The sequence below is a fragment of the bacterium genome (assembly GCA_020444065.1).
Lineage (GTDB): Bacteria > Sumerlaeota > Sumerlaeia > SLMS01 > JAHLLQ01 > JAHLLQ01.
The window spans coordinates 152,092-175,899 of record JAHLLQ010000002.1 but is presented as its reverse complement, the minus strand read 5'-3'; the positions used below and the strand labels follow the sequence as shown (position 1 = coordinate 175,899).

Here is a 23,808-nt window from a genome sequence, read left to right as displayed (position 1 = left end):
CGAGTTTCGAGGGCTTCCTTCGCCCCTCCGTGTACAGTTGGCCTCGCCGAAGCGCGGCGCAAGTCTGTTACTTCGATGCCGGTTTGGCAATTTTCCGCTGCTCCGGAGCCCCGATGAGCTTCCGTAAGCGATTCAGATTCTTCCGATCGTCCTCCAGATCCGGTTGCTTATCGGTCTCGAGGGCCATCGGAATGCCTCGCAACCGGGGATCGTTCAGCAGAAAACCAAACGCATCCAGGCCGATTTCGCCTTGGCCGATGTGGGCATGGCGATCCCGGCGCGAGCCGAAGGGCTTCAGCGAGTCATTCAAATGGAGCGCCTTCAGGTTCTTGATCCCGACGATCCGATCGAATTCGGCCATCGTCTTCTTGTAGGACGCCTCATCGCGGATCTCGTATCCGGCTGCGAAAACGTGGCAGGTATCGAGGCAAATGCCCATATTGTCGGGCAAATCGATCGCGGCGAGCAAGTCGCCTAGATCTTCGAACGTCCCACCGAGGTTCGTTCCACTCCCCACGGTTGTTTCGAGCAACAGGCGCGTCTTGACATGCGGAATCCGAGAGAAGATGTCGCGCAAGTGGCCGGCGATCTGCTCGATGCCTGCCTCGCGCCCTGCGCCCAGATGCGCGCCGGGGTGCATCACAAGGCCTGGCAGTTCGAGTTGCTGGCAACGGCGGAGTTCGTCCTCCAGAGCGCGGATCGACTTCTCGACGACTTCCTCACGCGTGGATGCCAGGTTGATCAGGTAGCACGTGTGCGCAAAGACGGCGTCGATTCCAATGCCGGCCTTCTCGAGTTCACGTTGGAAACTGCCTGCTTGCTCGTCGCTGATCGGCGGACCTTCCCAGCGGTTGTTGTTCTTCACGAAGATCTGCATGGCACTGCAACGCACGGTTGCTCCGCGCGCGGGGGCCTTGTCGACGCCTCCTGCGATCGACATGTGCGACCCGATTTTGAGGCCGCCATTCCACTCGGTTGCCTGCCTGGCACTCACGATTTTGTCACTCCCCCACTGCCTTTTGAATCACAACGCGATGTTCGCTCGAAGTGAGCAACTCGACTCCCTCATCGCGGAATGCCCACTTCACCGTGGCGAACCCGATGGTGTGTTTGCGCGCAGGTGAAACGGCGGCACTCGTGAGAGTGCCCGCGAATTCTCCCGCAGATGTTCGCAGTTCCGCCGGCAGATCGGGAAGTGACTCGCCGTGGACTTGTACGGATACGAGTTGTTTTGCAGGATGTCCAAGGTTCGAGATCTTTGCGATGGTTTCCTGACCCGGGTAGCAACCTTTGTTGAAGCTGATCGCACTGGAAAGTGCGGCTTCCAAGGGAATTGTGTCGTGATCGAGATCGATTCCAAACCAGGGCGTGTCGGCTTCGATGCGGCGCGTATTGAACGCGTCCCAACCCGCGGCCCGCCCGCCAATGCGCTGGGCGGCGCGGACAAGTTCATCCCAGACGTTTCCAGCCGTTGCGGCCGGGGCAATCAACAGAAGCCCCTCAGGCACCAGGTCGCTGCGCACCAGATGCAATCCGAACTGACCGGCGACGGTTCGTTCGGCGCACTGGGCTCCTGCGTCGAGCGGCCGAACGTCGAGCGCGCCGATCAGATCGGCGAACTGCGGGCCGACAAGTGCGAACTTGGCGTGGCCGCGCGTCTCGTCGTGAAAACGGCAATCCTCGGAAAACACGTACTGGTCGAGTCGCGGCGCGAGCTGATCGCCCTCGAACGGTGCCGCCAGCAGGAGAAACTCTTCGCCGTCGGCGAAGACCTCGAGGTCCGCCTGCATCTTGCCGACCGCATCCAGTAATGCCGCACGCTGCCCGTCTCCATCCTGCATTCCCAGAATGAGCTGGCTGAGCCGACGATTGAGATAATCGGCCCGGTCGGAGCCCTCGACGCGCACGATGGTCAGAAAGCTCAGGTCCACGACGGCCGCGGTGTTGCGCGCTGCCTCATATTCGGCACCGGGATCGCCGAAGTGTGCCGGTATCTCCCAACCGAACATCGAACGGAATTCCGCACCGCGAGAGCGGTGATCGTCTGCAACAGGGGAGGAATGCATGGTCGTTTCCAACAGGATTGTTCTCCGCACAAGGACTTGCGCGAGAGAACAAAGCAGGTTTCGCACCGGGCGGGGATTAGGCGGCGCAACCACGGATGCCACAGAGCACACGGATGGGCACAAGAAAACCGGCCCGTCGAAACGGGCCGGTGAAAACCGAGACGAATGTCTCTGGTGGTGATATTACATGCGTTCCAGACGCCGGCGCATTTTGAGGAGACGGCGGCGCATCTTGCGGATGGCGGCCTCCTGCTTGCGCTTCTTCTTTACGGAAGGCTTCTCGTAGAACTCGCGGCGACGCACTTCGGACAGGATGCCCGCCTTCTGGCATTCCTTCTTGAAACGCTTGAGTGCGCGATCGATCGGCTCGCCTTCTTCAATGACAACTTTCGGCATAGGAGCGATTTTCACCACCTTTCAGTCGGAAAATTAGGCTGGCGCGGGGCGAAATCCCCTCCGTCAGCGGCGCGGCATTCAACCCAGGCGGAGTGCCCCCGTCAAGGACGAACCTCGAATTCTCGGTGGCGCATGAGGAGGAATCAGCGGGTCTTGTCGCTGTCCGGAGCCTCGATCAGGTACAGATCGTTTGGCTTCAACTGCCCGTCTGCGGCCAGTTGATCGGTCAGGCGGGAGGGCCGCCGACTGCGCAGGACGAGCCCGTATCGGTCTTCTTTCCGCCGGTGATAGGCCATGGCCGCACCGATGGGGAGGAGGTGGTCGGCAACCTGGGGCCAGCCGATGCCTTCGGCCAGGTGCATGGATTCGATGGGGCGGCGATCCAGGCGGCGGAAGCGCGCGCCAGTCTTGACGTCCAGGTACTGGCGGAAGCCGGGGAGGCGGCTGGGGCGGCCGGTGACGTAGTGAACGACCTCGCGCGGCTCGCAGGTCTCGCCCCAAATGTCGTGCAGCACGCGGTAGGCGTAGCGGGCGACCTGCATGCTGAAGCGCGTGCAATCGACTTGGGGCGTTGAAATCACGGGGTCGAAGATCGGCGAGGGCGTGGAGTCCGGCGGGAAGAGGAGGGTCCCGAATTGCTCGGCCACGGTGTGCAGGTACGACATCACGGGCTTGATGGCGGTAAAGTAGAAGATGTCGTCGCGAGCCAGGCCGACAGGAATGGCGTGGTTGAAGACCAACTCACCGTCGCAACCGCCGAGATAGAGCGTGCGCAGCTTGCCGACGTCCACCAAGGACATCGGCGAGTCGGGTTCCTCCGCCGAAAGGAGACGCAGGATTTCGGCCCCCGCGCGGTGGCCCTGCACCAGTGCCTGGAATGGCAATGCAATCGAGTTGTAGAGGTCCGCGGAGGCCATCAGATCGTCCAACCGTGTGGACCAGAACCGCGTGGCCTCGCCCCCGCACTTGGTCTTCGTTTCGTCGAAGGCCAGGAGCATCGGGTACGAATAGGGGTTGGAGTTGCGAATGCCCTTCAGGCCACGGCGAATGCGATCGGCGCGGGCCTCCTCGCCGGCCGGGCCGCGCTCCTGCCAGCACCGGGTGATTTCTGGCGGAAAAACCACTACGAGCGGATTCTGGAAGATGTCGCCTTCGAGCAAGTTGTTGAGCTGAGACACCAGAATCTCGGGGCTGGGGAATTCCAGGAAGTCGACATCCATGAAAATGGGGTGATTGACGCGGGCGATGCGCTCGACGAGGGAGTCCAACTCCATTGTGCGCGTGGCGTGAACCACGGGTTCGCCTGTGGAGGTCATGGAGACAACGGCAGCCAGCAACGAATTGCCGTCGACGACGACACCGGTCACGGGGTGATCGGGGGGAACGCTGATGGCCGGAGGTCTTGTCTCTGGACTCATGGCTCAATCTCCCGAGGGGCGCAGAATCAATCCGGTGAAAATCTGGCCGCGGCACTCGCCGTCGCGGCGATAGGATGGATACAGATCTTTGCGTTCCAGCGTGCAATGCCCGCAATCGGCAATCTGGTTGGGGGGGACGCCCATGGCAAGCGCCTGCAGCCGATTCACGGCCGTCAGATCTAACTGCCGCTCCCGCCCAATCTCTCCCAAATGGCCGAAGCGCTCTCGAAAACCCGCAATAATCTCCGGCGAAACCTCGTAGCGATCTCGTCGGATGTGCGGACCCAACCACACCCATAAGTCGCGCGATTGACTGCCGGTGTCCAGGGCAAGCTGGAGCGCGCGTTCGAGAATTCTGTCGAATGTACCCCGCCAACCCGCGTGAACGGCTGCGATGAAGGGCCTGCGAGAGTCGCTGACAAGCACCGGGACGCAGTCCGCCGTGCGGACGAAAACAGCTCGGCCGGGCTGGTTCGTTGCGAGTCCATCGCAGCCGGGGATCTGATCGGTATCAATGTCGCCATCCAGCCAGGCGACCTCGTTGCCGTGGGTCTGCTCGGCGAAGATGACTTCGCTCACATCGCCTTCGAGGAGTTCTCGCAGTTCGTCTGCGATCGCGGTGAAGTCCTTCGAGTGGGCTGGCGGAAAATCGGACGTTGTGGAGATGGCCGTGACGCCGCCGGGCAGGGACGGACGCAGGATGCGTTGATTGCGAACGGTGACGAACGGCTCGGTCATCTGAAAGGAGCGGCTACTTACGCATGGTGAGCAAGATGCCGTCTCGGATGGGAATCAGGCTGGCGTCCATGTCGGGATCGCTGAAGGCTCGCTTGTCCAAACCAACAATGGCTTTGACGGTCTCGTCTTCCTGCTTATCCGGGTTCGCGACGTCACCGTGTCGAAGCATGTTATCGAACATCAGCAAGTCGCCCGAACGCATGTGTTCCTTCGCGAAATCATAAGCGCGGGGATACTGGATCTTGTCGATGTCGGCGAAGATGATATCCCAAGGGCCTTCGAGCTTGGCGGCGTTTTCGAGCGCATCGCCGACGTGGTAGGTGATGCAGTCTGCAACGCCTGCGCGGCGGGCGTATTCCATTCCGGCGTCAGCGTTTTCCTGCTTGTACTCGGTGCATTGAATTTCGACGTCCGGTCCTGCGCCGAGTGCCCACCAGATCGCCGAATAGCCGTACCCGGAACCGAGCTCGAGGATTCGCTTCGGCCGACGAAGGCGCGCCAACTGAAGGAAGAATCGGCCGACTTCCGGCCCGACGATCGGGAAACCTCCGCGGCGGACCGCTTCATCCTGCATTTCCGACAGAAGTTCCGGAACGTTCGTCTTGCCCAACTGCGCCAGGAACACCTCGACGGGTTGGTGGAAGATCTTCCAATCACTCATCACTCAGAAAAGCCCTTCGGTTTCGGGAATATCGAAGCTGACGTTCATGCATTGTACGGCCTGGCCGCTGGCGCCCTTCACCAGATTGTCGATCGCGCTGATGACGATCAGGCCCTGGTTGCGTGGATCGATCCGCAGATTGACGTCACAGAAGTTCGAGTGCGCCACGGCCTTCGTGTTCGGCAATACATCGCGTGGCAGAACGCGAACGAATGGTTCGTCTTTGTAGAATTGCTCGAACAGTGCGCGAAGCGAATCCTCGGGGATGGACTCTTTCAAGCGGCAATAGCAGGTTGCCAGAATGCCGCGATCCATGGGGACCAGGTGCGGCACGAAGGTGACAAGAACCGACTCGCCGGCGAGACGCGAAAGCTCCTGCTCGATCTCGGGCTGGTGCCGGTGCGCAGCGACCTTGTAGGCCATGAAGCCTTCGTTCGCGTTGCAGTAATGCGTGACGTCGCTTGGCGTCCGCCCGGCGCCGGAAACGCCGGACTTGCAGTCGGCGATGACGCTGCGCGGGTGAATCATGTCCTTCTTCATCAGCGGACCGAGAGCAAGAAGTACGGAGGTCGGATAGCATCCCGGGACGGCGATGAGGCGCTTGCCGACGAGTGCCGCGCGATTCAGTTCCGGCTGGCCGTAAACGGCTTTGCGATTCAGTTCCGGAGAAGGATGCGACACGCCGTAGACGGATTCGTAGACCTCGTGATCGCGGAAGCGGAAGTCCGCGCTCAAGTCGAAGACACGCGCCGGATGGGCGTCCAATTCCGTCGCAAACTTCGCCCCGACCGTGTGAGGCAGACACAGGAAGACGGCATCCATGTCGCTTGGGAGAGAATCGACGCCGATGGGCTCGATTGGGGGCAGATCGTAGCCCCGCAACTCGGGGAAGGTGTCCGCCAGTGGCTCCGGTGCATCGACGCGCGCCTGCAGTGCGACAACCTTTGCACGCCGGTGGCGCAGCAGAATCCGCAGAAGTTCCCGTGCCGTGAAGGCGCGGGCCCCAATAATACCAACTTTGATGACTTCAGGTGTTTCCAATTCCAGGGTCGCTCCTTTTGATCGGTCCTGAACTTGGCGGCGAGGACCGCCGGGGCGCAAGGAGAAGAGCAAGGATCGGGCTCAGGGGGGGAGTCATCGCGATGGGATTCGGCTCGACCCGAGGGCCCTGCCGCGTGATTGTGGCCTGAGTTCGCAAGGAGCGAAGAGATGATGTTTTTGCGGCGATGGTTTCCGATTCTGGCCCTGATCCTGATGGCGGGGCTGCTGGCTGCCCAGGAGCAGCCGGCGGCTCAAGAGCCGGAAAGCACCGAGGAAACCGTCAACATCAAGACGCGGAACGGCCAGCAGATGGATGTCTGGCTGAACGGGAAGCGCGCCGGTCTGACACCGTTGACTTTGCAACTGGAGCCGGGGACCTACTTCCTGACGGCAGGCGGTGATGGGCTGGAGCCGATCATGAGGCCGATGCTGATTCAGCCTGGCGGCGAGCAATTGACCTCGCTGAACGACCGCGCCCTTGAACCGGAACGCATGTCCGCCGTGGCGGATGAGATCATGAAGGCATTTCGGGCGCGTCCGGGGAACCCACACATCCGAATTCTAGCCGCATTGATCACGACAGACCGGAAGGATCACACGCAGCTCCTGGAGAGCCTGCCGCCGGATCTGCAATCGGACCCGACGGTCCTGCTGTCCCGGGCGCGCTGGGCGCTGACCGATGGCGACCCGAATCGGGCGCTCTCCCTTGTTGATGAGGGACTGCATCGCGAGGCGAGGCTGGCCGGCCTGTGGCGCATGAAAGCCTGGATCCTGGTCGATCTGGGTCGCGCGGATGAGGCAAAAGAAGCCGCCGAGTCGGCCGTTCGTCTGGACCCGATGCATGCGGACAGCTTCGTGGCCCGGGGGGACGCACTCAGCGCCGCCGGAGAAGAGAAGTTCGCCAGGTTGAACTACGAGCGGGCGCTGGACCTGCAGCCCGGAAACAGGCTGGCATTGCGAAGCCTGGGACGGGTAGAGGCCGCCCCATGATCGCGATCGTGTGTCCTCGCCCGGAGATGGCGAAGAAGCTGGCGGAGTTGGCAGGACTGGAGAAGCGTGGTGTCGACGGCCCGTGCCTGACGTGGGACGGGCCGGGGCCGGACGGGACGCCCTGGCGTGTCTACTCAGCGGCCGGGAACGCCGATTTCCTTTATGCGACGGGGCGAATGGCCGTCCGGCGCGGGGCGGAACTGCTAGTGCTGCTGACGACCGTCGAGGCCGCCGAGGAGTTTCTGGACCGGGCCGGCTCCGAGCCCGACGACCTGCTTCTGCCGACGCATCTCCAGGATGTCTCCGCGCTGGAGGAGATCCAGAGGTTGTGCCCGGATTCGGCGGAGAAACTACCTGTAGACCTTCCCGAGAAGTGCCAAGGAGCCAGGATCGCCACAGAGGTGGTGGGATCCGGCGAAGAACTTGTTTTGGGTTCCTTAGCGTTCCCCTTGACGGTTCACAGCATTGCGGGAAAGAGTTTCACTCAGTGGGGAGTCGGGCTGTTCGATGTCGGAGGCATCGGACTCGCGCGAGCGGCGAAGGAAGAGCGCTGTCCCTTTCTCGCGGCGTGTTTCCTCGACAAAGCGGTTGCTCCCGCCGGTGCGCCGGAGGAGAGCAACTTGGTTCGATATCGTCGGCTGGACAATACAATTCGTCACTTCATCAGTCAGTTAGCGGAAGAGGAAACCGCGGCCACAGACTGATCGAGGCGGGCCGGTTAGAGAGACGAGAACGTGGCGCAGGATAACAATTCGAACGGTCACCATGAGCGCGTTCGGCATAAGCCCGATGAGGACAACACGGGGAATGAGACGCTGTTCCCCGGGGGGGTGCCCCAGAAGCCGAGGCGCGCGAGTCGCGACACGCAGGTCACGCCGATGGAGCCATCGCGCCGGCGGCCCGTTCTGATTACGCTCGATGGTCGACGCGTCAGCGAACGGTTCGTCCTGATGAAGGAGGAAAGCGTCATCGGGCGTGATGTCCGAGCCGATGTTCTGATCTCGGACGGGGAAGCATCGCGTCGCCACGCAAAGTTGGTGTGGAAGAACTCCGGCGACACAGAAGCGCTGATCCCGAACTGCACCATCGAGGACATGGACAGCACAAATGGGACGTACCTGAACGGGAAACTGCTGGAGCAGCCACTACCCGTGAAGGACGGCGATCAGATTCGCATCGGGCGCACGGTCCTGGGGTTCTTCCTGAAAGACGAGCGCGTTCTCGAGCTCGACCAGATGCTGATGACGATGGCGCTGCACGATGCGCTGACCGGCGTCTTCAAGCGCGAGTATTTCTTCAGCGAATTTCACCGCGAATTCGATCGTTCCAAGCGCCACGAACGGCCGCTGTCTTTGCTGATGATCGATGTCGATCACTTCAAGCTGGTGAATGACGAGTGCGGGCATCTCTGTGGCGACTCGGCGTTGCGCATGGTGGCGAATCTGATTCGCGCCTCGCTGCGAGAGGGTGATATCTGTGGCCGTTACGGCGGTGAAGAGTTCGCCATTCTGCTGCCGGAAACGACCGAGGAAGGTGCCGTCAACGCGGCGGAACGCATCCGCGAGATTATCGAGAAACACGATTTCGATCTCGGCAAGGATATCCATCGACACATCACTGTCAGCATCGGTGTGACGACATTGCACGAAGATCACAACGATAAGCTGGAAATGCTCGAGGAAGCCGATAAGGCGCTGTATCAGGCCAAGGCCATGGGAAGAAATCGATCCGTCCTGAGTGGGCTCGATGGCGACTCACAGGAACGGACGCAACTGCATCCCTGATCATCCAACGTAAATGCTGGAGGAACGCGCAGATGCCGGACTCAGGAAGTATCGGACAGGTAGCGGTGTTAGGCGCCGGAGCCTGGGGCAGCACGATCGCTGATATGCTGGCTCGCAAGGGTGTGTCTGTGCGGCTGTGGGATCACGCCGCGCGATCGATTGAGCGCCTGCGGATCGATCGGCATCCTTTCGGCGTTCCGGAGCTGAAACTCCATGAAACCGTGACCCTCGATCTTGATTTGGAGGATGCCGTTCGCGGCGCCCGGATCATCATCCTCGTCGTTCCTGCACAAGCGGTCGGACGGCTTGTCCCGAGGCTGGCGAAAGCCATCGGCAAGGATTCTGACTGTGTTATCGGATTGGCCTCGAAGGGTATCGACATGGCCACGTTGCGCCCGCTGTCCGATGTTGTCGAAGCCGCTCTACCAAACTGCTCCGTCGGCGTCGTATCCGGTCCCTGCATTGCGCGCGAAGTTGCCCAGGGCATTCCGACATCGGTCGTCGCGGCCTCAAAGAAGCCAGAACACGCCGCGTTGTTGCGCGATGTTTTCGTAACGGGCAACCTGCGCGTCTACACGCACGATGATGTGCTTGGTGTGGAACTGGGTGGTGCGCTGAAGAACGTGATCGCGATCGCCGCCGGAATGGGGGACGGACTCGGATTCGGCGCGAACAGCAAGTCGGCACTGATGACGCGGGGCCTTGCAGAGATCGCGCGCTTTGCCGCTGCACTCGGTGCCAACCCTAAGACAATCTATGGTCTTTCTGGTCTGGGCGATCTGACGGTCACTTGTTTCAGTCCGCATAGCCGCAATCGAACGTTCGGGCAACTGATCGGTTCGGGCAAGACAGCGGCGGAAGCACGTCACGAAATCGGCATGGTCGTCGAGGGCGAATCAACGGCACTGGCAACGTTGAAGCTGTCGCGCGAGAAGGATATCGACATGCCCATTGCAGAAGTCGTTGTCGGAATCTGTGAAGGGCGCTACGCCGCCAAGGCCGCCGTGCGCAAATTGATGGAGCGCGAATTGAAGGATGAATTCGAAGGTTCACCATTTGGGAGTGGATGAGAGGAACAAAACGATGAAGACACTTTAAGAATCCGTTTTCCCAGACTCCCGGGATAACGGGAGGGAGCCTATGATGATTGGCAAAGGGATTCGAGTCACGCTGATAGCGCTCGTGATGCTCTCCGCAGGGCTTTGGCCCGTGCATGCAGGATTGAGCAGCACACCCGACCCCGACATGTGGGTTCCCAATGCGAACGTGCAGGCAATCGCCCAGGCAGGCGACACGACGTATGTCGGAGGGACGTTCACCTACATCGGCGCCATTGCCAGAATGGCGGTCCCCGTCAACACAACAACCGGATTGCCGAATTCGGATTTCCCCGAGGCAAACAGCACGGTCTACGCCTGCGCCCCAGCCGGTGAAGGTGGCTGGTACATCGGCGGAAGCTTCACGGATGTGGGCGGAGTGCCAAGGAATCGCATCGCACGCATCCTTGCGGATGGGACGGTGGATCCGGACTGGAATCCGAACGCAAGCAACAACGTTCTGACGATCGCCGTTTCCGGCGGCCTGGTCTATGTTGGCGGATACTTCCGGACGATCGGTGGGCAAACCCGTAACTACATCGCGGCTCTCGATCCGACAACGGGTAACGCCACGAGTTGGAACCCGAATGCGGATAACCATGTGGAGGATCTGTCGATCTGGGGGACCACGGTGTATGCAGGAGGACGCTTCACAAGCATTGGTGGAGCATCGCGGCGTTACCTGGCCGCCATCGATACGACCACGGGCAATGCAACGACCTGGAACCCCAACCCCAACTTCTCGGTGAATGCAGTCGCCGAAGCCGACGGTATCGTTTATGTTGGTGGTGAGTTCACGACCATCAGCGGACAATCTCGCGCGCAGTTGGCCGCCCTTGATGGAATTACGGCCACGCCAACAATCTGGGATCCTAGTCCGAATGGCGTGGTCGATACGATCTATGTCTCTCCAGATACAACCCTGGTCTACATCGGAGGGAGCTTCACGTTCGTCGGTGCCCAATCGCGTACTTATCTGGCTGCCATCGAAGCCGCGACGGGAAATGCGACAGACTGGAATCCGACGCCGGACAACGATCGAATCAATGCGATTACGCTATACGGGTCGACTGTCTATGTCGGCGGATACTTCGATGCAATGAACGGAGAAGCGCGCCGATGCGTGGCCGCATTGGATGCGGCCACGGGAAACCTGGCAAGCTGGTCCGCCAACACGGCTTACGATAGCGATGATCAGATCTACTGCCTGTATCCAAATGCGGATGGGACGGAGATTCTGATTGGCGGGACATTTCGAGGCATCAGCGGACATCAACGAAATCGCATCGCTGCCTTCGACGCCTCGGGAAACCTGACATCATTTCAAGCGGACATCGATTCGGCCGTACAGGAAATCGCGGTCTCCGAGGACGAATCGACAGTCTATATCGCGGGGCCTTTCACCACGGTGAATGGGGAAGGGCGCTACCGCATTGCCGCCCTGGATGCGGCGACCGGAAACGTGACGCCATGGAATCCCAATCCGGACAGCGTGGTCCTTGCGTTGGCGACGTCGGGATCGACCGTCTACGCAGGGGGATACTTCACATCGATCGGTGGGGCGTCGCGCAGCCGTCTTGCGGCTCTCGATGCAGGGACAGGAAATGCTACGGGCTGGAATCCAAATCCAAACAGCGTCGTCTCGGGTCTTGCCGTTTCCGGTTCAACCGTTTACGTGGGAGGATCTTTTACCACGATCGCCGGACAGGCTCGAAATCGCGTTGCTGCGCTTGATGCAACGACTGGCCAGGCGACTGGCTGGAATCCCAATGCAAACAACACGGTCGACATGTTTGCAATCCAGGGATCGACGGTCTATGCGGGCGGGAACTTCACGTCCATCGGAGGACAGTCGCGGAAGTACATCGCGGCGCTGGATGCGACGACGGGCAATGCAACCTCCTGGAACCCGAGTGCAAGCATCTATCTCTTGTCGCTCCATTCATCAGGGTCCGAGATTTACGCAGGAGGCCCGTTCACTACCATTGGTGGAGAAGTGCGGTGGTTCGTGGCGGAACTCGATCCAGCCACGGGCAGCGCGACCACATGGGACCCGGGCCTCAACAATCGTGTGATGGCATTGGGCGGAGATGGGCGCGCCCTCTATGTCGGTGGGTCATTCACGGAGGTCGGCGGTACGAACCGCCGCTACCTCGCGCGATTTGAGAACTCGGACTTCGATTCGGATGGAGTCCCGAACGCAATCGAGGATGCCGCGCCGAATGCAGGCGATGCGAACGACGATGGAACGTCCGACAGCCTTCAGGCATTTGTAGCTTCTCTTCCGGTGGAGGGCGGCGGGATGTACGCGACGCTAATCGCGTCACCGAATGCTCCGGGACCCGTTCTCACTGGTGTCGGGACCGATCCGGTCTCAGTCGCTTATCCAGATGGAGTGACAAGCTTCCCAATCGGGTTGGTGCACTTCGCGGTGGATTACAACGGAGCCATCGCCGCCGGAGAAATCGTCGAAGTCCAGATCCAACTTCATGACGATCCGGGAACGATCGATTCGTACTGGCAATGGGATGTGACGCCGGGTTGGATGAACTTCAACTGGGAAGCCGGCACCGGAACGGGCGCCCAGTATGATTCGAGCTCACGGCTCTTCACTCTCTTCATCCGGGATGGAGGACGCGGCGATCTTGACGAAACGGCGAATGGCATCGTCGAGGACCCGGGCGGTCCTGCGACGGGAGGTGGGCCACCGGAGATGGAGTTCTTCAGTGTGTGGTGAGAGATGGGCCCTTCGCTACATGATACCCATTAACCAGGATGCATCAATCAGCCAATGACCATCGGGCATTTTGACTGCGCGAACCAGAATGTTGTAACCTGCCATTTCGGCTTGTGAGTTGAGAATCCAGACGAATGCCATGGAATCTGAGGCGCAGATATGAATGCCTATCCAGGACTCCTCGAAAACCATATGATCCACGCACGATCCTGAGCCGCAAAGGACCTTGGGATGAAAACGCGGCCCCGATTCGCCAGTGGGGCCAACGAAGAGGATTGTCTCTGAACAGAACATCGGGAATCGCTGGAGCGTGTCGTGGTAGATGGCGCTCAGCAACTCCCTTGGGACTCCGTATTCCTGCGCGTGGATTGAAATCAGTTCTTCGAAAGCACCTACCTCTTCATCGCTCAGGACAACGCAATCTTCCCGGAAGAGATCATAGACAGCATCCCAGTCATCATACGTGTGATGCGCCTCGTCCGGCAGGGCATTGAGATACTTCTCCGCGTACTGACGAAAGCCGTGGAAAGGCCAGTTCTCGTGAGCAAGGATGTCGTGATCGCCGAGCTCAGGCGGTGGAACTTCCGTGAAGAGATCGAAGACTCTTCGGTCTTCGGAACTCATGAATGGCCTGAAGTCTTCCCCCGCCATCCCCGCGCAAAGCAGATTATGGAGGCAAACATATACATCTGGTTCGGAGCAGATCTCCTCCCAGCGTTCGGCGGTGGCAGGATGACGGACTACTCCATATGCATTAACCGTCGCGACAGTCTTCTTGGATTGGGCGCAGCCTGTGACCAGAAGCGCTGACAGGACGATCTGCATCCAGTATCTCATACTGCCACTGCCCTCCCCAGGGTTGATTGCGATAGAATTGTCGGACAAGGCCAGGGGCTGCGAAGTTCCCTGCGGCCGCCGGAAATCCCTGTCCCCGCGCAAATTCGTTGACGAGTTGACAGCGTTTGAATAGGCATACGCTTTGGGACTGCGGAGCGGCGCTCCGGCTTCCCACTTCGATCTCATTGAAACGAAGAACCCTTTGGAATGAGGAAGACTGAAGATGAAACGCATGCTCTTATTTGCATTCTTGCTGTCGGTGCTAACCGCGTGCTCCGGGCCGCAGTTGACGGTTCAGGTCGATTCGACGGAGCCGGCTGCCGCCCCTGCTGCCGAAGTCAAGACCGAGGTCAAAACCGAGGTCGCAGAGGCCCCGAAACTTCCGAACGATATTCACTGGTTCCGCAACTCGGCGGAACAGCGCGGCTGCTATCTGCAGGCCTACGCCGTCGCGACGCGTCTGGTGGAAGAGAAGGCGAAGAATCTGGAACCGGGATCGTGGGCGGTGGTCCTGGATGCGGACGAAACGGTTCTGGACAACTCGCAGTTCCAGAAGGAGATCGCGCTGGCCGGCGAACGGTTCAGCTATCCCGCATGGACGGCGTGGTGCCGTCGCGAAGAGGCCAAGCCGCTGCCGGGAGCAGTGGAGTTCCTGGAGGCGGTGCACAAGCTCGGCGGCAAGATCGCAATCGTGACGAACCGCAGCCAGGAGGTTCAGGACGCGTCGGAATCGAACTTCCGCAAGGAGGGCATTCCGTTCGACCAGATGCTGTGCCGCACGCCGGAGTCCGGAAACAAGAACCCGCGCTACGAGTCAATTCTGGATGGCACAACGCCGGCCGGCTGGGCACCGATGAATGTTGTTCTCTACGTCGGCGACAACATCCAGGACTTCCCGCAACTCCGGCAGAAGGACATGCTGCACGCAGACGATTCGGCCTACGCGAAGTTCGGCACGGATTACATCCTGCTGCCGAATCCGATGTATGGTTCGTGGCCTTGGAATCCGATGGAGTAGGAACTCGCAAGCCCGGATCCTATGTGGACTCTGCCCTGCCGCCAAGGATGCTCTCCTGTGCCTTGGCGGCAGCACGTAGGAAGTCGGCGGCGTTTTCTTGCGTAAGCCTGTAGGGATCGACCTCGTCGGTGGAGACAAAACGTCTCCAGATCTTTCGGTCGACACCCTGTGAGGATACGAACGCCATTGCCCAGGATCCGAACTCACGCTTCTGTACGTCAGCGTAGTCGAGGATCGTGACATCGGAGTGACGTTTGTCCTCAGCAACCATGTTGTAGAGCTTGTTGACTTCTTTGCGGGGCCCTTCCAGCCACTGAAGGTAGTACTTCGTGGTGTAAAAGAGGACTCCCGTAATCCGCAGCTTCGGGTTGTTCTTGCGCGACGCATCCAAAATCGCATTCAGATCCCCGACGGTGGTATTGCTGTCAAGCTTGCTGGTGTAGATAAGTCGGACAAGCATTGCATCGCTCCTCGGCAGAAGATGAGGCTAAACGGCCCTTTGCTGACACGCCAAAGCAAATCCGGCGCCAATGGATCACATCCTACCGTTTGGAGCAATCTGCTTTCGTGAGCGAAACACCATTGCTGGCTGGAATCGTCTATTCCGATCGTGATTGTCGAGACAAGGCGCTGGCTAGCCTCCCCGTCGCGCAAACACAAAGCGCCGCATCGAGACGTTCAGAACAAGGCCCACCAGGACGTGCATGGCGAACAGGAACGAGCCGCCGTAACTGAGGAACGGGAGCGGGAGGCCGGTGACAGGAAACAGCCCAATCGTCATGCCAACGTTCATGAAGACGTGGCCCATGACGATGGCGCCGAGGCCAACGACCAGAAGGGCGCCGAAGCGATCGCGCGCGACTTGCACGGTGGCGAGCATTCTCCAGAAGACGACACCGTAGAGACCAAAGATCACGATGGCTCCGATGAGGCCGGTCTGTTCGATGGCGCTGGCGAAGATGAAATCTGTGTGGGCCTCGGGCAGGTAGTGAAACACGGCCTGGGTCCCTTCGCCCCAGCCTCGGCCGGAGAGTCCGCCGGAGCCGACAGCGATCATCGACTGGATGACGTTGTAGCCGGCTCCCTGGGGGTCGCGAAAGGGATCGATGAAGGTCAGCAGGCGCTCTTTCTGATATGTCTTCAGGAAGGGGTACAGGCTGATGCAGACGAGCGCTCCCCCGCCGATGAGACCTCCGAAGATCCAACGCCGGCAACCGGCCCAGAAGAGCATGGCAAGAAAGAGGATACCGAAGAGCGAGGCGGTTCCGAGGTCGGGCTGGCGCAGCACGAGCAGCGCAGGGGCTCCGCAAAGTAGCGCCGGGCCGGCAAGGTCGCGAAGACGTTGCACGCCGCCAGGCCGATGCGCGTACCACTGCGCCAGCATCATGACGGTGGCGATCTTCATGGTTTCGCTGGGCTGGAAGCTCAACGGCCCGAAGCGCAACCACGAGGTCGCGCCGTTGACCGTTCGGCCGGCGAACAGGACGACGATGAGCAGCAAAAGGTTCGCGATGTAGGCGTAAGGTGCGAGTCGCTTGAGCCACTGATAATCGACGAGTAAAGCCGCCGCCATGGCCGCGAGCGAAATGAAGAACCAGGTGACCTGGCGATCGGCCGCGGCAAGGAGATGTGGCGTGCCCTGCACGGCGCCGAAGAGAATCCAAAGCCCGAACCCGGTCAGAGCCGCGACGGCCAAAACCAGCCAAGGATCGAGGTAGCGCAGTGTTTCAAACAGGACGCGCGTGCGGAGGTGGCGGCGCGAGGGGCCTTCGATGACGTCGGAGTTGAGACCGAGACCCTCCGGGCTCATGGATCGGTCCTCGGCGCGGGGAAACGGCGTCGCACCGAGCGGGGTCGGCGCGAGCGCCAGGCTTGCCAGCCGGCCAGGATGGCGGCGACCAGGATCAACAGGAAGATCGAGTTCAGAACACGACCAAGTCCTGGAATATCGCCGAGCAGGGCTTCGGTAACCAGAGTTCCAATGACCGCCGCGCCTGCAAAGCCTGCATGCGCGCGGTCCCAACGTTTACCGGATCGCCCCATCCATGCGTTGGCGAGAAGCATGGCCGCTCCCATCGGAATCAGCGAACTGCCGACGACAGCCCCGGACAGCAAGTCGGAACCAACGCACAATGTGACTGCAGCAGCGGCCTGATAGATCGGGGGGCGCCGGAAGGCCAACGCCGCCCACAGCAAGACCGTCCAGGCGGGCGCCCCAACCATCGGCCCGACCAGCCCCAGTGCGAAGAGCGCAACAAGAGCCGAAGCGGCGGCTTCCGCTCCGCCGCAGAGGATCGGATGTCGTAAGCGCTGGTACCGAAGCCACGCGTTGGTCTTCATCGCGACGGCTCCCAGGGAATCTGCTCGGCATCGAGGATGAAGACGGTGCGAAGTTCTTCCGCCGGATCTGTGGGTTCGAGCACGGCGTGGCGCTCGCCGGACTTGTCGAGGGTCACTTCGCGCACGCGACCGAGGGGCAGACCAGCGGGAACAGCCGAACCGCGCTTGCCGGATGTGATGACCACGTCGCCGGGTTCAATCTCGGTTGTGGTGAGCTCGAGTTGGAACTCCAGCGCGTCGGAGCGCCCGGTGCCATGTACGACACCGGCCTCGCCACGATTGGTGACTTCGCCGCCCCAACGGCTTTGTTCGTCGGTCAGCAGTTGAACGATCGCGTGGTGCGGGTGGGCTTCCTGAATCGTACCGAGAACGCCATGAGGACCGAGGACGACCTGGCCCTCGCCGATGCCTTCGTTCCAGCCGCGATCGATCCAAAGGCTGCGACGCCGACCGTCGGGAACGCTGGCCAGGACCTGGGCGGATTGGGAGGAGGGCGCGAACTTCGGCAGCTCGCCGCCGAGAACAACCGCCTGGCTGAGCGCGGCTGCTTCGGTGCGCGCGGCGGCCTGCTCGACCTGCAGGCGCGCAAGTTCCTCGCGCAGGCGTGCGTTCTCTTCGATGATGGAAGTTGTTCCGAAGAATCCGAGCCAGATTTGCTCGGCCTCGTGATTGACCTTCGCGCCGGCCTCCACGATTGGAACGAGAAGCGTCGCGACAAGGCCCCGGGTGCCATCGAGCTCCGCATCGAAACGGCCCTGTGCCGTGATCAGCACGACGGCAAACAAGATCAGTGCGACGCCGGTCAGCGCCGCCTGACGAGGTTGGCGGATGGATCGAGACAGGGAGGGCATTTCGGGCTCAGCAGCCTCAGCGGGATCGGGGACGGTCGGAGCAATTTCTGGCAATCCCCCGTCTGTCACGCATCACGAGACGGGGGCCTGCACAAGGTCAAGGGGCGATTGGGGAATCCAGAGATTAGAAGGCTCTCAACTGAACATCTTGAAGAGATCGCTGAATGTGACGAGGACCACGAACGCCAGGATCAGGAAGACGGCGCCTTGCAGCACTGGCACGAGGACCTTGGCCGGGACCGGTTTGCGGAAGATGGCTTCGTAGGTGGCCAGGCAGATGTGCCCGCCGTCCAGAACGGGAATCGGAAGGAGGTTCATCACGGCCAGGGCGATGTTCAGCATGATCATGAATTGCAGGAAGCGATCAAGCCCAAGCTGTGCGTGACGCCCGGCCATCTGGGCGATTGCCACCGGACCGCCGAGTTCCTGGCGAACCTTATTGACCTGGCCCCGCACAATCCAACTGCCGATCTTCTTCAGGTTCTGCGCGTACATCAGGGTATTGTTGGCGACGACGATGGGGCTGCTGACGATCGCTTCAACGACGCCCAATTTCACGATGACTTTCTCCGGCGTGCCCGGGAAGATGCCAATCTCGCCGGTGCCTTCACGACGGGCGGATTCCTGTGGAGCGATCGTCACGCCGAATTCCTTGCCATCGCGCAGGATAGTGAAGGCCATTTCTTTGTCCGGGTTTCCCCGAATGATATCGACCATCTCGTTCCAGTCGTCGATCGGTTCGCCATCAATGCCGGCGATGATGTCGCCGTGTTTCAGGCCGGCCTTGTCGGCGGGGGCATTGATGATGACGTACTCGACGTAAGCCGGCCGGGAGGTCAGTTGCACGAGTTCCGAGATTGGCTCCTGTGGCGCAGCTTCACCGATCGGCAGAGTCAAATCGCGTTCGATGGTCTCGCCGCTGCGATTCAGGGAGAGAACGATCTCGGCTTCTTTGGCATCCTCGTCCTCAGGAAGAGCCTCACGAAGAGCCTTGAGGTAATCTTCGTCAGTCTCAACCGGGGTTCCGTTGACAGAGAGAATCTTGTCGCCCTGCTGAATGTCCTGGCTTACGATCCAGGAGGCGGGAGCCTGCCAGCCAACGACGGCGGGCAGGGGCTTGTCGACTTCTTCGCCCTTGATGCCGATGATCGCGACGACGACGCAGGCGAGGATCAGGTTCATGATCACGCCGGCGCTGTAGATGATGAGCTTCTGCCAATAGGGCTTGCGGTAAAGCGCCGCCTGATCGGCGAGGGCCTGGTTGACGAGGTTGTCGTTCTTGGCCTCGGACGAGTGCGTGGCGATTTCCAGCCCGGCAGCATCCGTTTCGACGAGGTCGTCGCTCTTGGGCGCGTCTTCGCCATCGATGTATTTCTGGATCTCGGGATGAACAACGCCTTTCATCTGGACGTAACCGCCGAGAGGCATCAGCGACAGACCGTAGGTGGTCTCGCCGATTTTCTTCTCCCAAATGCACTTCGGCATGAGCGGCATCACGGCGTTATCGAATCCGATGACGAAACGCTCGACGGGAACCTTGAAGAGCTTGGCCGTGATGAAGTGACCGAACTCATGCACAAGAATCGCCAGGCCAAAGGCCACGACGATTCCCAGGAAGCCGATCACTTTCGGACCGAGCCAGCCGCCGATATCGGCGAGCATCATGAAACCCATCAGTTCAATCATCGATTACGTCGTCTCCGTTTTGCCGGTCGAACCGGGGAGGTTTTCTATTACTTCGGCGGCCACTCGGCGCCCCCATCGATCGATGGCGCGCAAGGCATCGAGGTCCGGCCGGTGCTGCGCGTCGTGGCGGCCGAGCACATCGCCGATCACGCGGGCAATGGCCCCGACGGGAATCCGGCCATCCAGGTGGGCCTGGACCGCCACCTCATTGGCGGCGTTCAGTACGCAGGGAACGGACCCGCCGCGCGCGGCGGCGTCGTAGGCCATCCGCAAGCACGGGAATCGGTCCATATCGGGTTCGGAAAAGTCAAGCCGTGCGACCTGTGCAAGATCCAGCGGCTCGATCATCGTGGGCCGCCGGTGGGGCTGGGTCAGGATGTTCTGGATCGGCAGCCGCATATCCGTCTGACCCATCTGGGCGATCATCGAGCCATCGGTATATTCCACGATGGAATGAATGATCGATTGGGGATGAATGATCACCTGGAGCCGCTCCAGCGGCACATCGAACAAGTGATGGGCCTCGATGATCTCGAAGCCCTTGTTCATCAAGGTCGCGCTATCGACGGTGATCTTGCGGCCCATGTCCCAGGTGGGATGATCGAGGGTCCGATCGACGGTTGCGGACTGGATTTCCTCCGCAGAGGCGTTTCGGTAGGGGCCGCCGCTGCAGGTCAGGATGATCCGGCGCAGGGGTGCCCGCGGTCCGACGGGGCCGGCCGCCAGGCATTGCATAATGGCGTTATGTTCGCTGTCGAGCGGCCAGATCGTCACACCACAGCGCCGGGCCGCCTCCATGACGATGTCGCCGGCGCAAACCAGGACTTCCTTGTTCGCGAGGGCGATTTCGCGCCCCGCCTCGATCGCTTCGAGCGTCGGCTCGACGCCGGTCCACCCGACGGTCGCGACGACGACCATGTCAACTTCGGGCTCGGCGGCGATCCGATGCAGGCCGGACGGGCCGCTCAGAACGCGGACCTCGGTGCCTGACAATTCGGCGCGCAGCCGCTCGGCGCCTCGTTCATCGGTCAGATGAACCCACTTGGGATGAAACTCGGCAACCTGGCGCAGCAACAGGTCCACGTTCGCGCCGGCGCTGAGAGCCTCGACGCGAAGGTGAGCCGGATGGGCTCGAACGACATCGAGGGCCTGGGTACCGATGCTGCCTGTGGAGCCGAGAATTGTGAGGGCGCGTTTCGACATAAGGTTCTTTCGGAGGTCTGCAAGAACAAAGCCAGTCACCACAACGCTTCGCGGGAGGTCAAGCCGGGCTTTGAATCCGAAGCACGCGCGGGTCTTCAGCAGGCACTTCGCCTTGCTCTGTGCACGCGTATGCGCAAGCGTTCATCCACTGGGGTGGACGCGAGGGGGCGAGATCAAGCGATGCGGTTCTTTCTGACGAAGGGCCTCGGACGAAAGGGTCTCCTGCCCATGATTCGCCGAGCGGCTATTGCACTGCACGCCTTTGGCGGTAATTCGGGATAGAACTGGGATCGAAGGCTGGAAAGGAATCTTGATGTACGGCAATCGTTTTGTCGTGCTTCTGAGAGATAATTAAGTAGTGCGCATCTCCACCCAGTGACGACACATACTGGTGGAAGTAGTGTCTCGCGGTATCTAGTTCCAGATCGATTACCGGTTCTGGGTGTTTCTGAATGCTTATCTGGCAATCTGAGGTCAGCCCGACTGTCTTTCGGACTCGCTTGTTCAATGGCCAGTCTAGATCTTCTGACAGTCCTGCCTCAGAAATCAGGAGAATGTCGACATCTGCGAGATACTCTACCTCAAAACCATCTAGTTGTTCATTCAACTGTTCGGAAAGCTCCTCGATACCCTCAGCACTGACTTGGATTCTATCGAACCGTACTTGAGGTAGCGGCTCTGCATCGCCCATCGCGACGAGTGGAACATATCCAAAGCGCCCAAACATCCGAATCTCCAGTACAACATCCGTGGCCATCTCGCGCCTCCTGATTTGCCAGACGACACCAGAAACAACTTCACTTGGGTCCACGTTCTCCCAAGTGAATTCGAGCGCATTCGACCGCTGAGGTTGATCGATCTGCGCAGACACCTGAAGAGCAAGATACAGAGACAGAAGCAGGCACAACAGCATCACGCAGAAGCTTCGGATCTTGTTTTCACCAAACACGAATAGACCCTCCTTGTTGGGATATTCGGGGACTAACAAGAGGGAGATGCTTCCTGATCATTGCCGCCGAGTATCTCTCGAAACTCTTCTCTCACGCTCTCAGGAATGTGATTCGGCTGCACAACCTCCACGAATCGGACTCGACCGTTCGGCTGCAGCTCGTACTTGTAGACCTGACCATGCCCATTCACGCCCCACCACGAACACATGTCTTCAGCCCGGATAGCCGTCGTCTCATAGACTCGCTGAGCATCTACGGGCTCAGGAACGTCCTCCGGTTTCAGGATTTGCTCATATTCCGCTTTCCAGGCACTCAGCTGCTCAAAAGCGCGCTCAAGGACCGATTCTATCTGATCTGCACTCGCGGCACAAGTTCTGCACCAAGTGAAATCGATATCCACCACAAGTAGCCTCGCCCGCCCTTCGCAGGTCACCATGAAGGTAAAACAGCGATCTGAAGCTAAACTGGGGAGAGACAGACTGAATCTGTACCAGTTCTCGTCTTTCAGCTGGCTGGGAAGACCTGAGAAATCAGGAGCTGATTCACCATAGAGTCCCTCAGCGAGGATATTGGCCAATGAATCCTCGGATAAGAGAAACAGGTCATGAGATTCCCTCTTCTGTGAGTATACAAGGATATCCTCCAGGTTGCCCAGGGTCTCCAGAAGATAGCAGGAATCGTCACTTCCTGCCAGTCGATGACCCGCAACCCAGTAACTGGCAGTTCCTGGGAGGCCAAAGCCTCCCATTGGCCTCTCCGGGGTCAGCTCGATTGCGAAGACTTGCACATCACCAATTATCATTTCACGATTCCCAGTTGGCACTTCAGGTCCCTGGGCAGCTCCATAGCATCCATTGAAATCTGGAGATAGGACATTCGGGTACAAGTAACTTTATTCATCGAACGTCGGTTCCATCAGCCGGGAGACTCTCATCCACTGGGTTGGGCGCGCGCGCGGGGAATCGCGCGATGCGCTTCTTTCTGAAGAGACGTCGTGGGTGGGAGAGGAGCCTGTCGCTGAGTCGCCACGAAAATCACCACATCTCGTCGAATCTATGATACTCTTGGTAGAGGAAATCATACAGTTCCCCGTACTTCAGTTCCATCTCCTGCCCGGAAGCCAAGATGACCTCCTCCCACTTCGGATTGGAGGCCAAAGCAATCGCGACCATTCGTACCATGTCATCGAAGCCGCTTTGGCTACCTAGGCATGCCCTGGCAGAGTCAAGGAGTGCGAGGACTAAGGCGAATTGCTCCTTCCCGGGAGAATCGATCAGGAGAGGACAGACCCCGCTGAAATTCCCTAGTGTCAGGGAGCGCCCGGAGTTGGCGTATTCGGAGGCAGTCCTTGACAAATAGATGTAAGTGGTCGGGAAGACTGGGGATCGGAAGCCCATCTTGCTACCAAGGTCCTCTTGCCAAATTCTGAAGAAGAGACCTCTCCTGAAGCCATCTCCCTGTTGGTAGGGTCGCAGCAACGTGTACTCGACAGGCAACCGCCAAACTTCCTCTATAGGAACCTTAAACGCCATATCCGCGATCCCGGATTGCGAAGGTGATTCGACGGCTTGGATGAACTGAATGATTTCAGTATAGTACTCCGGCCGATGGATTTTGTCTTCTGCTATGACGACGAGTTTGGCTGCGATATCTATATTCTCAAGTGATGTCGCCTCTGCGAGTTGAGCTGGCTGAATGGAGTACCCCAACGTATCTAGAGCCGAATCGAAGATCACCAGGCTTGATTGACACTCTTCCTCCGTCCATCCAATTTCCGTAGATGGACAAGCTGCAGTGCTGAGTATCTCATGGATCTTCTCAACTTGCTCTTCCGTGAGAGACATAGTGGAGATACTGTCCTGAGCCACTGCCGGCATAATCTCGCAGTCCGCCACGTTCTCCCCGCAAGCTCCACTCGATATCAGGCTACCCAGGAGCATCAGGACTATGGCTCCAATCTTGTGCATTGCTGTGAAACCTCCACCACGCTCTGAC

At 59.9% G+C, this 23,808-nt stretch carries 23 protein-coding genes; 6 read left to right on the top strand and 17 right to left on the bottom strand.

The features are described from left to right. Positions 1–67: 67 nt before the first annotated feature. The 7 genes from KQI84_05310 to argC form a co-directional block, all read right to left on the bottom strand. A complete protein-coding gene (locus tag KQI84_05310) occupies positions 68–940 on the bottom strand; it encodes a deoxyribonuclease IV (GenBank protein ID MCB2154283.1) in 873 nt (290 codons plus the stop codon). A 61-nt stretch (positions 941–1,001) separates the two neighbouring features. After that, positions 1,002–2,066 (bottom strand): hypothetical protein, encoded by a 1,065-nt coding sequence (locus tag KQI84_05305; protein ID MCB2154282.1) that lies wholly within the window; start codon positions 2,064–2,066, stop codon positions 1,002–1,004. 183 nt (positions 2,067–2,249) lie between these two features. Continuing rightward, a complete protein-coding gene (gene rpsU / locus KQI84_05300; protein MCB2154281.1) occupies positions 2,250–2,462 on the bottom strand; it encodes a 30S ribosomal protein S21 in 213 nt (70 codons plus the stop codon). Positions 2,463–2,605: 143 nt separating this feature from the next. Continuing rightward, on the bottom strand, positions 2,606–3,880 hold the full coding sequence (locus tag KQI84_05295; GenBank protein ID MCB2154280.1) for a hypothetical protein: 1,275 nt from the start codon (positions 3,878–3,880) through the stop codon (positions 2,606–2,608). Between the two features lie 3 nt (positions 3,881–3,883). Next, positions 3,884–4,618 (bottom strand): peptidoglycan editing factor PgeF, encoded by a 735-nt coding sequence (pgeF, locus tag KQI84_05290; GenBank protein MCB2154279.1) that lies wholly within the window; start codon positions 4,616–4,618, stop codon positions 3,884–3,886. Between the two features lie 13 nt (positions 4,619–4,631). After that, positions 4,632–5,279: an O-methyltransferase gene (locus tag KQI84_05285; GenBank protein MCB2154278.1), complete on the bottom strand. Its 648-nt coding sequence runs from the start codon at positions 5,277–5,279 to the stop codon at positions 4,632–4,634. A gap of 3 nt (positions 5,280–5,282) precedes the next feature. After that, positions 5,283–6,320 (bottom strand): N-acetyl-gamma-glutamyl-phosphate reductase, encoded by a 1,038-nt coding sequence (gene argC / locus KQI84_05280; protein ID MCB2154277.1) that lies wholly within the window; start codon positions 6,318–6,320, stop codon positions 5,283–5,285. A gap of 168 nt (positions 6,321–6,488) precedes the next feature. Between argC and KQI84_05275 the strand changes: the two genes are divergently transcribed. The 5 genes from KQI84_05275 to KQI84_05255 all read left to right on the top strand — a co-directional run bounded on the left by KQI84_05275 (position 6,489) and on the right by KQI84_05255 (position 12,928). After that, positions 6,489–7,310, top strand: coding sequence for a tetratricopeptide repeat protein (locus tag KQI84_05275; GenBank protein ID MCB2154276.1), 822 nt, complete (start codon positions 6,489–6,491; stop codon positions 7,308–7,310). Then, positions 7,307–8,014, top strand: coding sequence for a hypothetical protein (locus tag KQI84_05270; protein ID MCB2154275.1), 708 nt, complete (start codon positions 7,307–7,309; stop codon positions 8,012–8,014). The genes KQI84_05275 and KQI84_05270 overlap by 4 nt, the downstream gene beginning before the upstream one ends. 30 nt (positions 8,015–8,044) lie before the next feature. Next, on the top strand, positions 8,045–9,094 hold the full coding sequence (locus tag KQI84_05265) for a GGDEF domain-containing protein (protein ID MCB2154274.1): 1,050 nt from the start codon (positions 8,045–8,047) through the stop codon (positions 9,092–9,094). Positions 9,095–9,126: 32 nt separating this feature from the next. Continuing rightward, positions 9,127–10,164 (top strand): NAD(P)-dependent glycerol-3-phosphate dehydrogenase, encoded by a 1,038-nt coding sequence (locus KQI84_05260; GenBank protein MCB2154273.1) that lies wholly within the window; start codon positions 9,127–9,129, stop codon positions 10,162–10,164. Between the two features lie 70 nt (positions 10,165–10,234). After that, positions 10,235–12,928 carry a PQQ-binding-like beta-propeller repeat protein gene (locus KQI84_05255; GenBank protein MCB2154272.1) on the top strand — a complete coding sequence of 898 codons (2,694 nt, stop codon included), beginning with the start codon at positions 10,235–10,237 and terminating at the stop codon, positions 12,926–12,928. Positions 12,929–12,943: 15 nt separating this feature from the next. Here KQI84_05255 and KQI84_05250 read toward each other — a convergent pair whose 3' ends face one another. Beyond that, the gene (locus KQI84_05250; protein MCB2154271.1) at positions 12,944–13,552 is read right to left on the bottom strand and encodes a hypothetical protein; all 609 of its coding nucleotides are present in this window, start codon (positions 13,550–13,552) and stop codon (positions 12,944–12,946) included. A 436-nt stretch (positions 13,553–13,988) separates the two neighbouring features. Here KQI84_05250 and KQI84_05245 point away from each other — a divergent pair, with 436 nt between their 5' ends. Further along, a complete protein-coding gene (locus KQI84_05245) occupies positions 13,989–14,783 on the top strand; it encodes an HAD hydrolase-like protein (protein ID MCB2154270.1) in 795 nt (264 codons plus the stop codon). 19 nt (positions 14,784–14,802) lie between these two features. Here KQI84_05245 and KQI84_05240 read toward each other — a convergent pair whose 3' ends face one another. The 9 genes from KQI84_05240 to KQI84_05200 all read right to left on the bottom strand — a co-directional run bounded on the left by KQI84_05240 (position 14,803) and on the right by KQI84_05200 (position 23,780). Next, positions 14,803–15,243, bottom strand: a complete 441-nt coding sequence (locus KQI84_05240; protein ID MCB2154269.1) for a BLUF domain-containing protein — start codon at positions 15,241–15,243, stop codon at positions 14,803–14,805. Between the two features lie 174 nt (positions 15,244–15,417). Beyond that, a complete protein-coding gene (rodA, locus tag KQI84_05235; GenBank protein MCB2154268.1) occupies positions 15,418–16,593 on the bottom strand; it encodes a rod shape-determining protein RodA in 1,176 nt (391 codons plus the stop codon). Further along, entirely contained in the window at positions 16,590–17,123 is a 534-nt protein-coding gene (locus tag KQI84_05230) for a hypothetical protein (GenBank protein MCB2154267.1), read from the bottom strand. Before KQI84_05230 ends, rodA begins: the two co-directional genes overlap by 4 nt. Continuing rightward, positions 17,120–17,974: a rod shape-determining protein MreC gene (locus KQI84_05225; protein ID MCB2154266.1), complete on the bottom strand. Its 855-nt coding sequence runs from the start codon at positions 17,972–17,974 to the stop codon at positions 17,120–17,122. The genes KQI84_05230 and KQI84_05225 overlap by 4 nt, the downstream gene beginning before the upstream one ends. Positions 17,975–18,109: 135 nt before the next feature. Continuing rightward, entirely contained in the window at positions 18,110–19,660 is a 1,551-nt protein-coding gene (gene rseP / locus KQI84_05220; GenBank protein MCB2154265.1) for an RIP metalloprotease RseP, read from the bottom strand. Between the two features lie 3 nt (positions 19,661–19,663). Continuing rightward, positions 19,664–20,863, bottom strand: a complete 1,200-nt coding sequence (locus tag KQI84_05215; GenBank protein ID MCB2154264.1) for a 1-deoxy-D-xylulose-5-phosphate reductoisomerase — start codon at positions 20,861–20,863, stop codon at positions 19,664–19,666. A 244-nt stretch (positions 20,864–21,107) separates the two neighbouring features. Continuing rightward, positions 21,108–21,812: a hypothetical protein gene (locus tag KQI84_05210; protein ID MCB2154263.1), complete on the bottom strand. Its 705-nt coding sequence runs from the start codon at positions 21,810–21,812 to the stop codon at positions 21,108–21,110. 32 nt (positions 21,813–21,844) lie between these two features. After that, positions 21,845–22,615: an immunity 42 family protein gene (locus tag KQI84_05205; GenBank protein MCB2154262.1), complete on the bottom strand. Its 771-nt coding sequence runs from the start codon at positions 22,613–22,615 to the stop codon at positions 21,845–21,847. Positions 22,616–22,847: 232 nt separating this feature from the next. Continuing rightward, entirely contained in the window at positions 22,848–23,780 is a 933-nt protein-coding gene (locus tag KQI84_05200; protein MCB2154261.1) for a hypothetical protein, read from the bottom strand. Positions 23,781–23,808 lie beyond the last annotated feature (28 nt).

Excerpts from the sequence above, each read along its gene's own strand:
- KQI84_05285 (MCB2154278.1), bottom strand. The coding sequence starts at position 5,279 with ATGAGTGATTGGAAGATCTTCCACCAACCCGTCGAGGTGTTCCTGGCG.
- KQI84_05200 (MCB2154261.1), bottom strand. The coding sequence starts at position 23,780 with ATGCACAAGATTGGAGCCATAGTCCTGATGCTCCTGGGTAGCCTGATA.
- KQI84_05310 (MCB2154283.1), bottom strand. The coding sequence starts at position 940 with ATGTCGATCGCAGGAGGCGTCGACAAGGCCCCCGCGCGCGGAGCAACC.
- KQI84_05230 (MCB2154267.1), bottom strand. The coding sequence starts at position 17,123 with ATGAAGACCAACGCGTGGCTTCGGTACCAGCGCTTACGACATCCGATC.
- pgeF (MCB2154279.1), bottom strand. The coding sequence starts at position 4,618 with ATGACCGAGCCGTTCGTCACCGTTCGCAATCAACGCATCCTGCGTCCG.
- KQI84_05255 (MCB2154272.1), top strand. The coding sequence starts at position 10,235 with ATGATGATTGGCAAAGGGATTCGAGTCACGCTGATAGCGCTCGTGATG.
- KQI84_05215 (MCB2154264.1), bottom strand. The coding sequence starts at position 20,863 with ATGTCGAAACGCGCCCTCACAATTCTCGGCTCCACAGGCAGCATCGGT.
- KQI84_05205 (MCB2154262.1), bottom strand. The coding sequence starts at position 22,615 with ATGATAATTGGTGATGTGCAAGTCTTCGCAATCGAGCTGACCCCGGAG.
- KQI84_05250 (MCB2154271.1), bottom strand. The coding sequence starts at position 13,552 with ATGAGTTCCGAAGACCGAAGAGTCTTCGATCTCTTCACGGAAGTTCCA.
- KQI84_05240 (MCB2154269.1), bottom strand. The coding sequence starts at position 15,243 with ATGCTTGTCCGACTTATCTACACCAGCAAGCTTGACAGCAATACCACC.
- KQI84_05295 (MCB2154280.1), bottom strand. The coding sequence starts at position 3,880 with ATGAGTCCAGAGACAAGACCTCCGGCCATCAGCGTTCCCCCCGATCAC.
- KQI84_05225 (MCB2154266.1), bottom strand. The coding sequence starts at position 17,974 with ATGCCCTCCCTGTCTCGATCCATCCGCCAACCTCGTCAGGCGGCGCTG.
- KQI84_05245 (MCB2154270.1), top strand. The coding sequence starts at position 13,989 with ATGAAACGCATGCTCTTATTTGCATTCTTGCTGTCGGTGCTAACCGCG.
- KQI84_05270 (MCB2154275.1), top strand. The coding sequence starts at position 7,307 with ATGATCGCGATCGTGTGTCCTCGCCCGGAGATGGCGAAGAAGCTGGCG.
- KQI84_05260 (MCB2154273.1), top strand. The coding sequence starts at position 9,127 with ATGCCGGACTCAGGAAGTATCGGACAGGTAGCGGTGTTAGGCGCCGGA.
- KQI84_05305 (MCB2154282.1), bottom strand. The coding sequence starts at position 2,066 with ATGCATTCCTCCCCTGTTGCAGACGATCACCGCTCTCGCGGTGCGGAA.
- KQI84_05275 (MCB2154276.1), top strand. The coding sequence starts at position 6,489 with ATGATGTTTTTGCGGCGATGGTTTCCGATTCTGGCCCTGATCCTGATG.
- rodA (MCB2154268.1), bottom strand. The coding sequence starts at position 16,593 with ATGAGCCCGGAGGGTCTCGGTCTCAACTCCGACGTCATCGAAGGCCCC.
- rpsU (MCB2154281.1), bottom strand. The coding sequence starts at position 2,462 with ATGCCGAAAGTTGTCATTGAAGAAGGCGAGCCGATCGATCGCGCACTC.
- rseP (MCB2154265.1), bottom strand. The coding sequence starts at position 19,660 with ATGATTGAACTGATGGGTTTCATGATGCTCGCCGATATCGGCGGCTGG.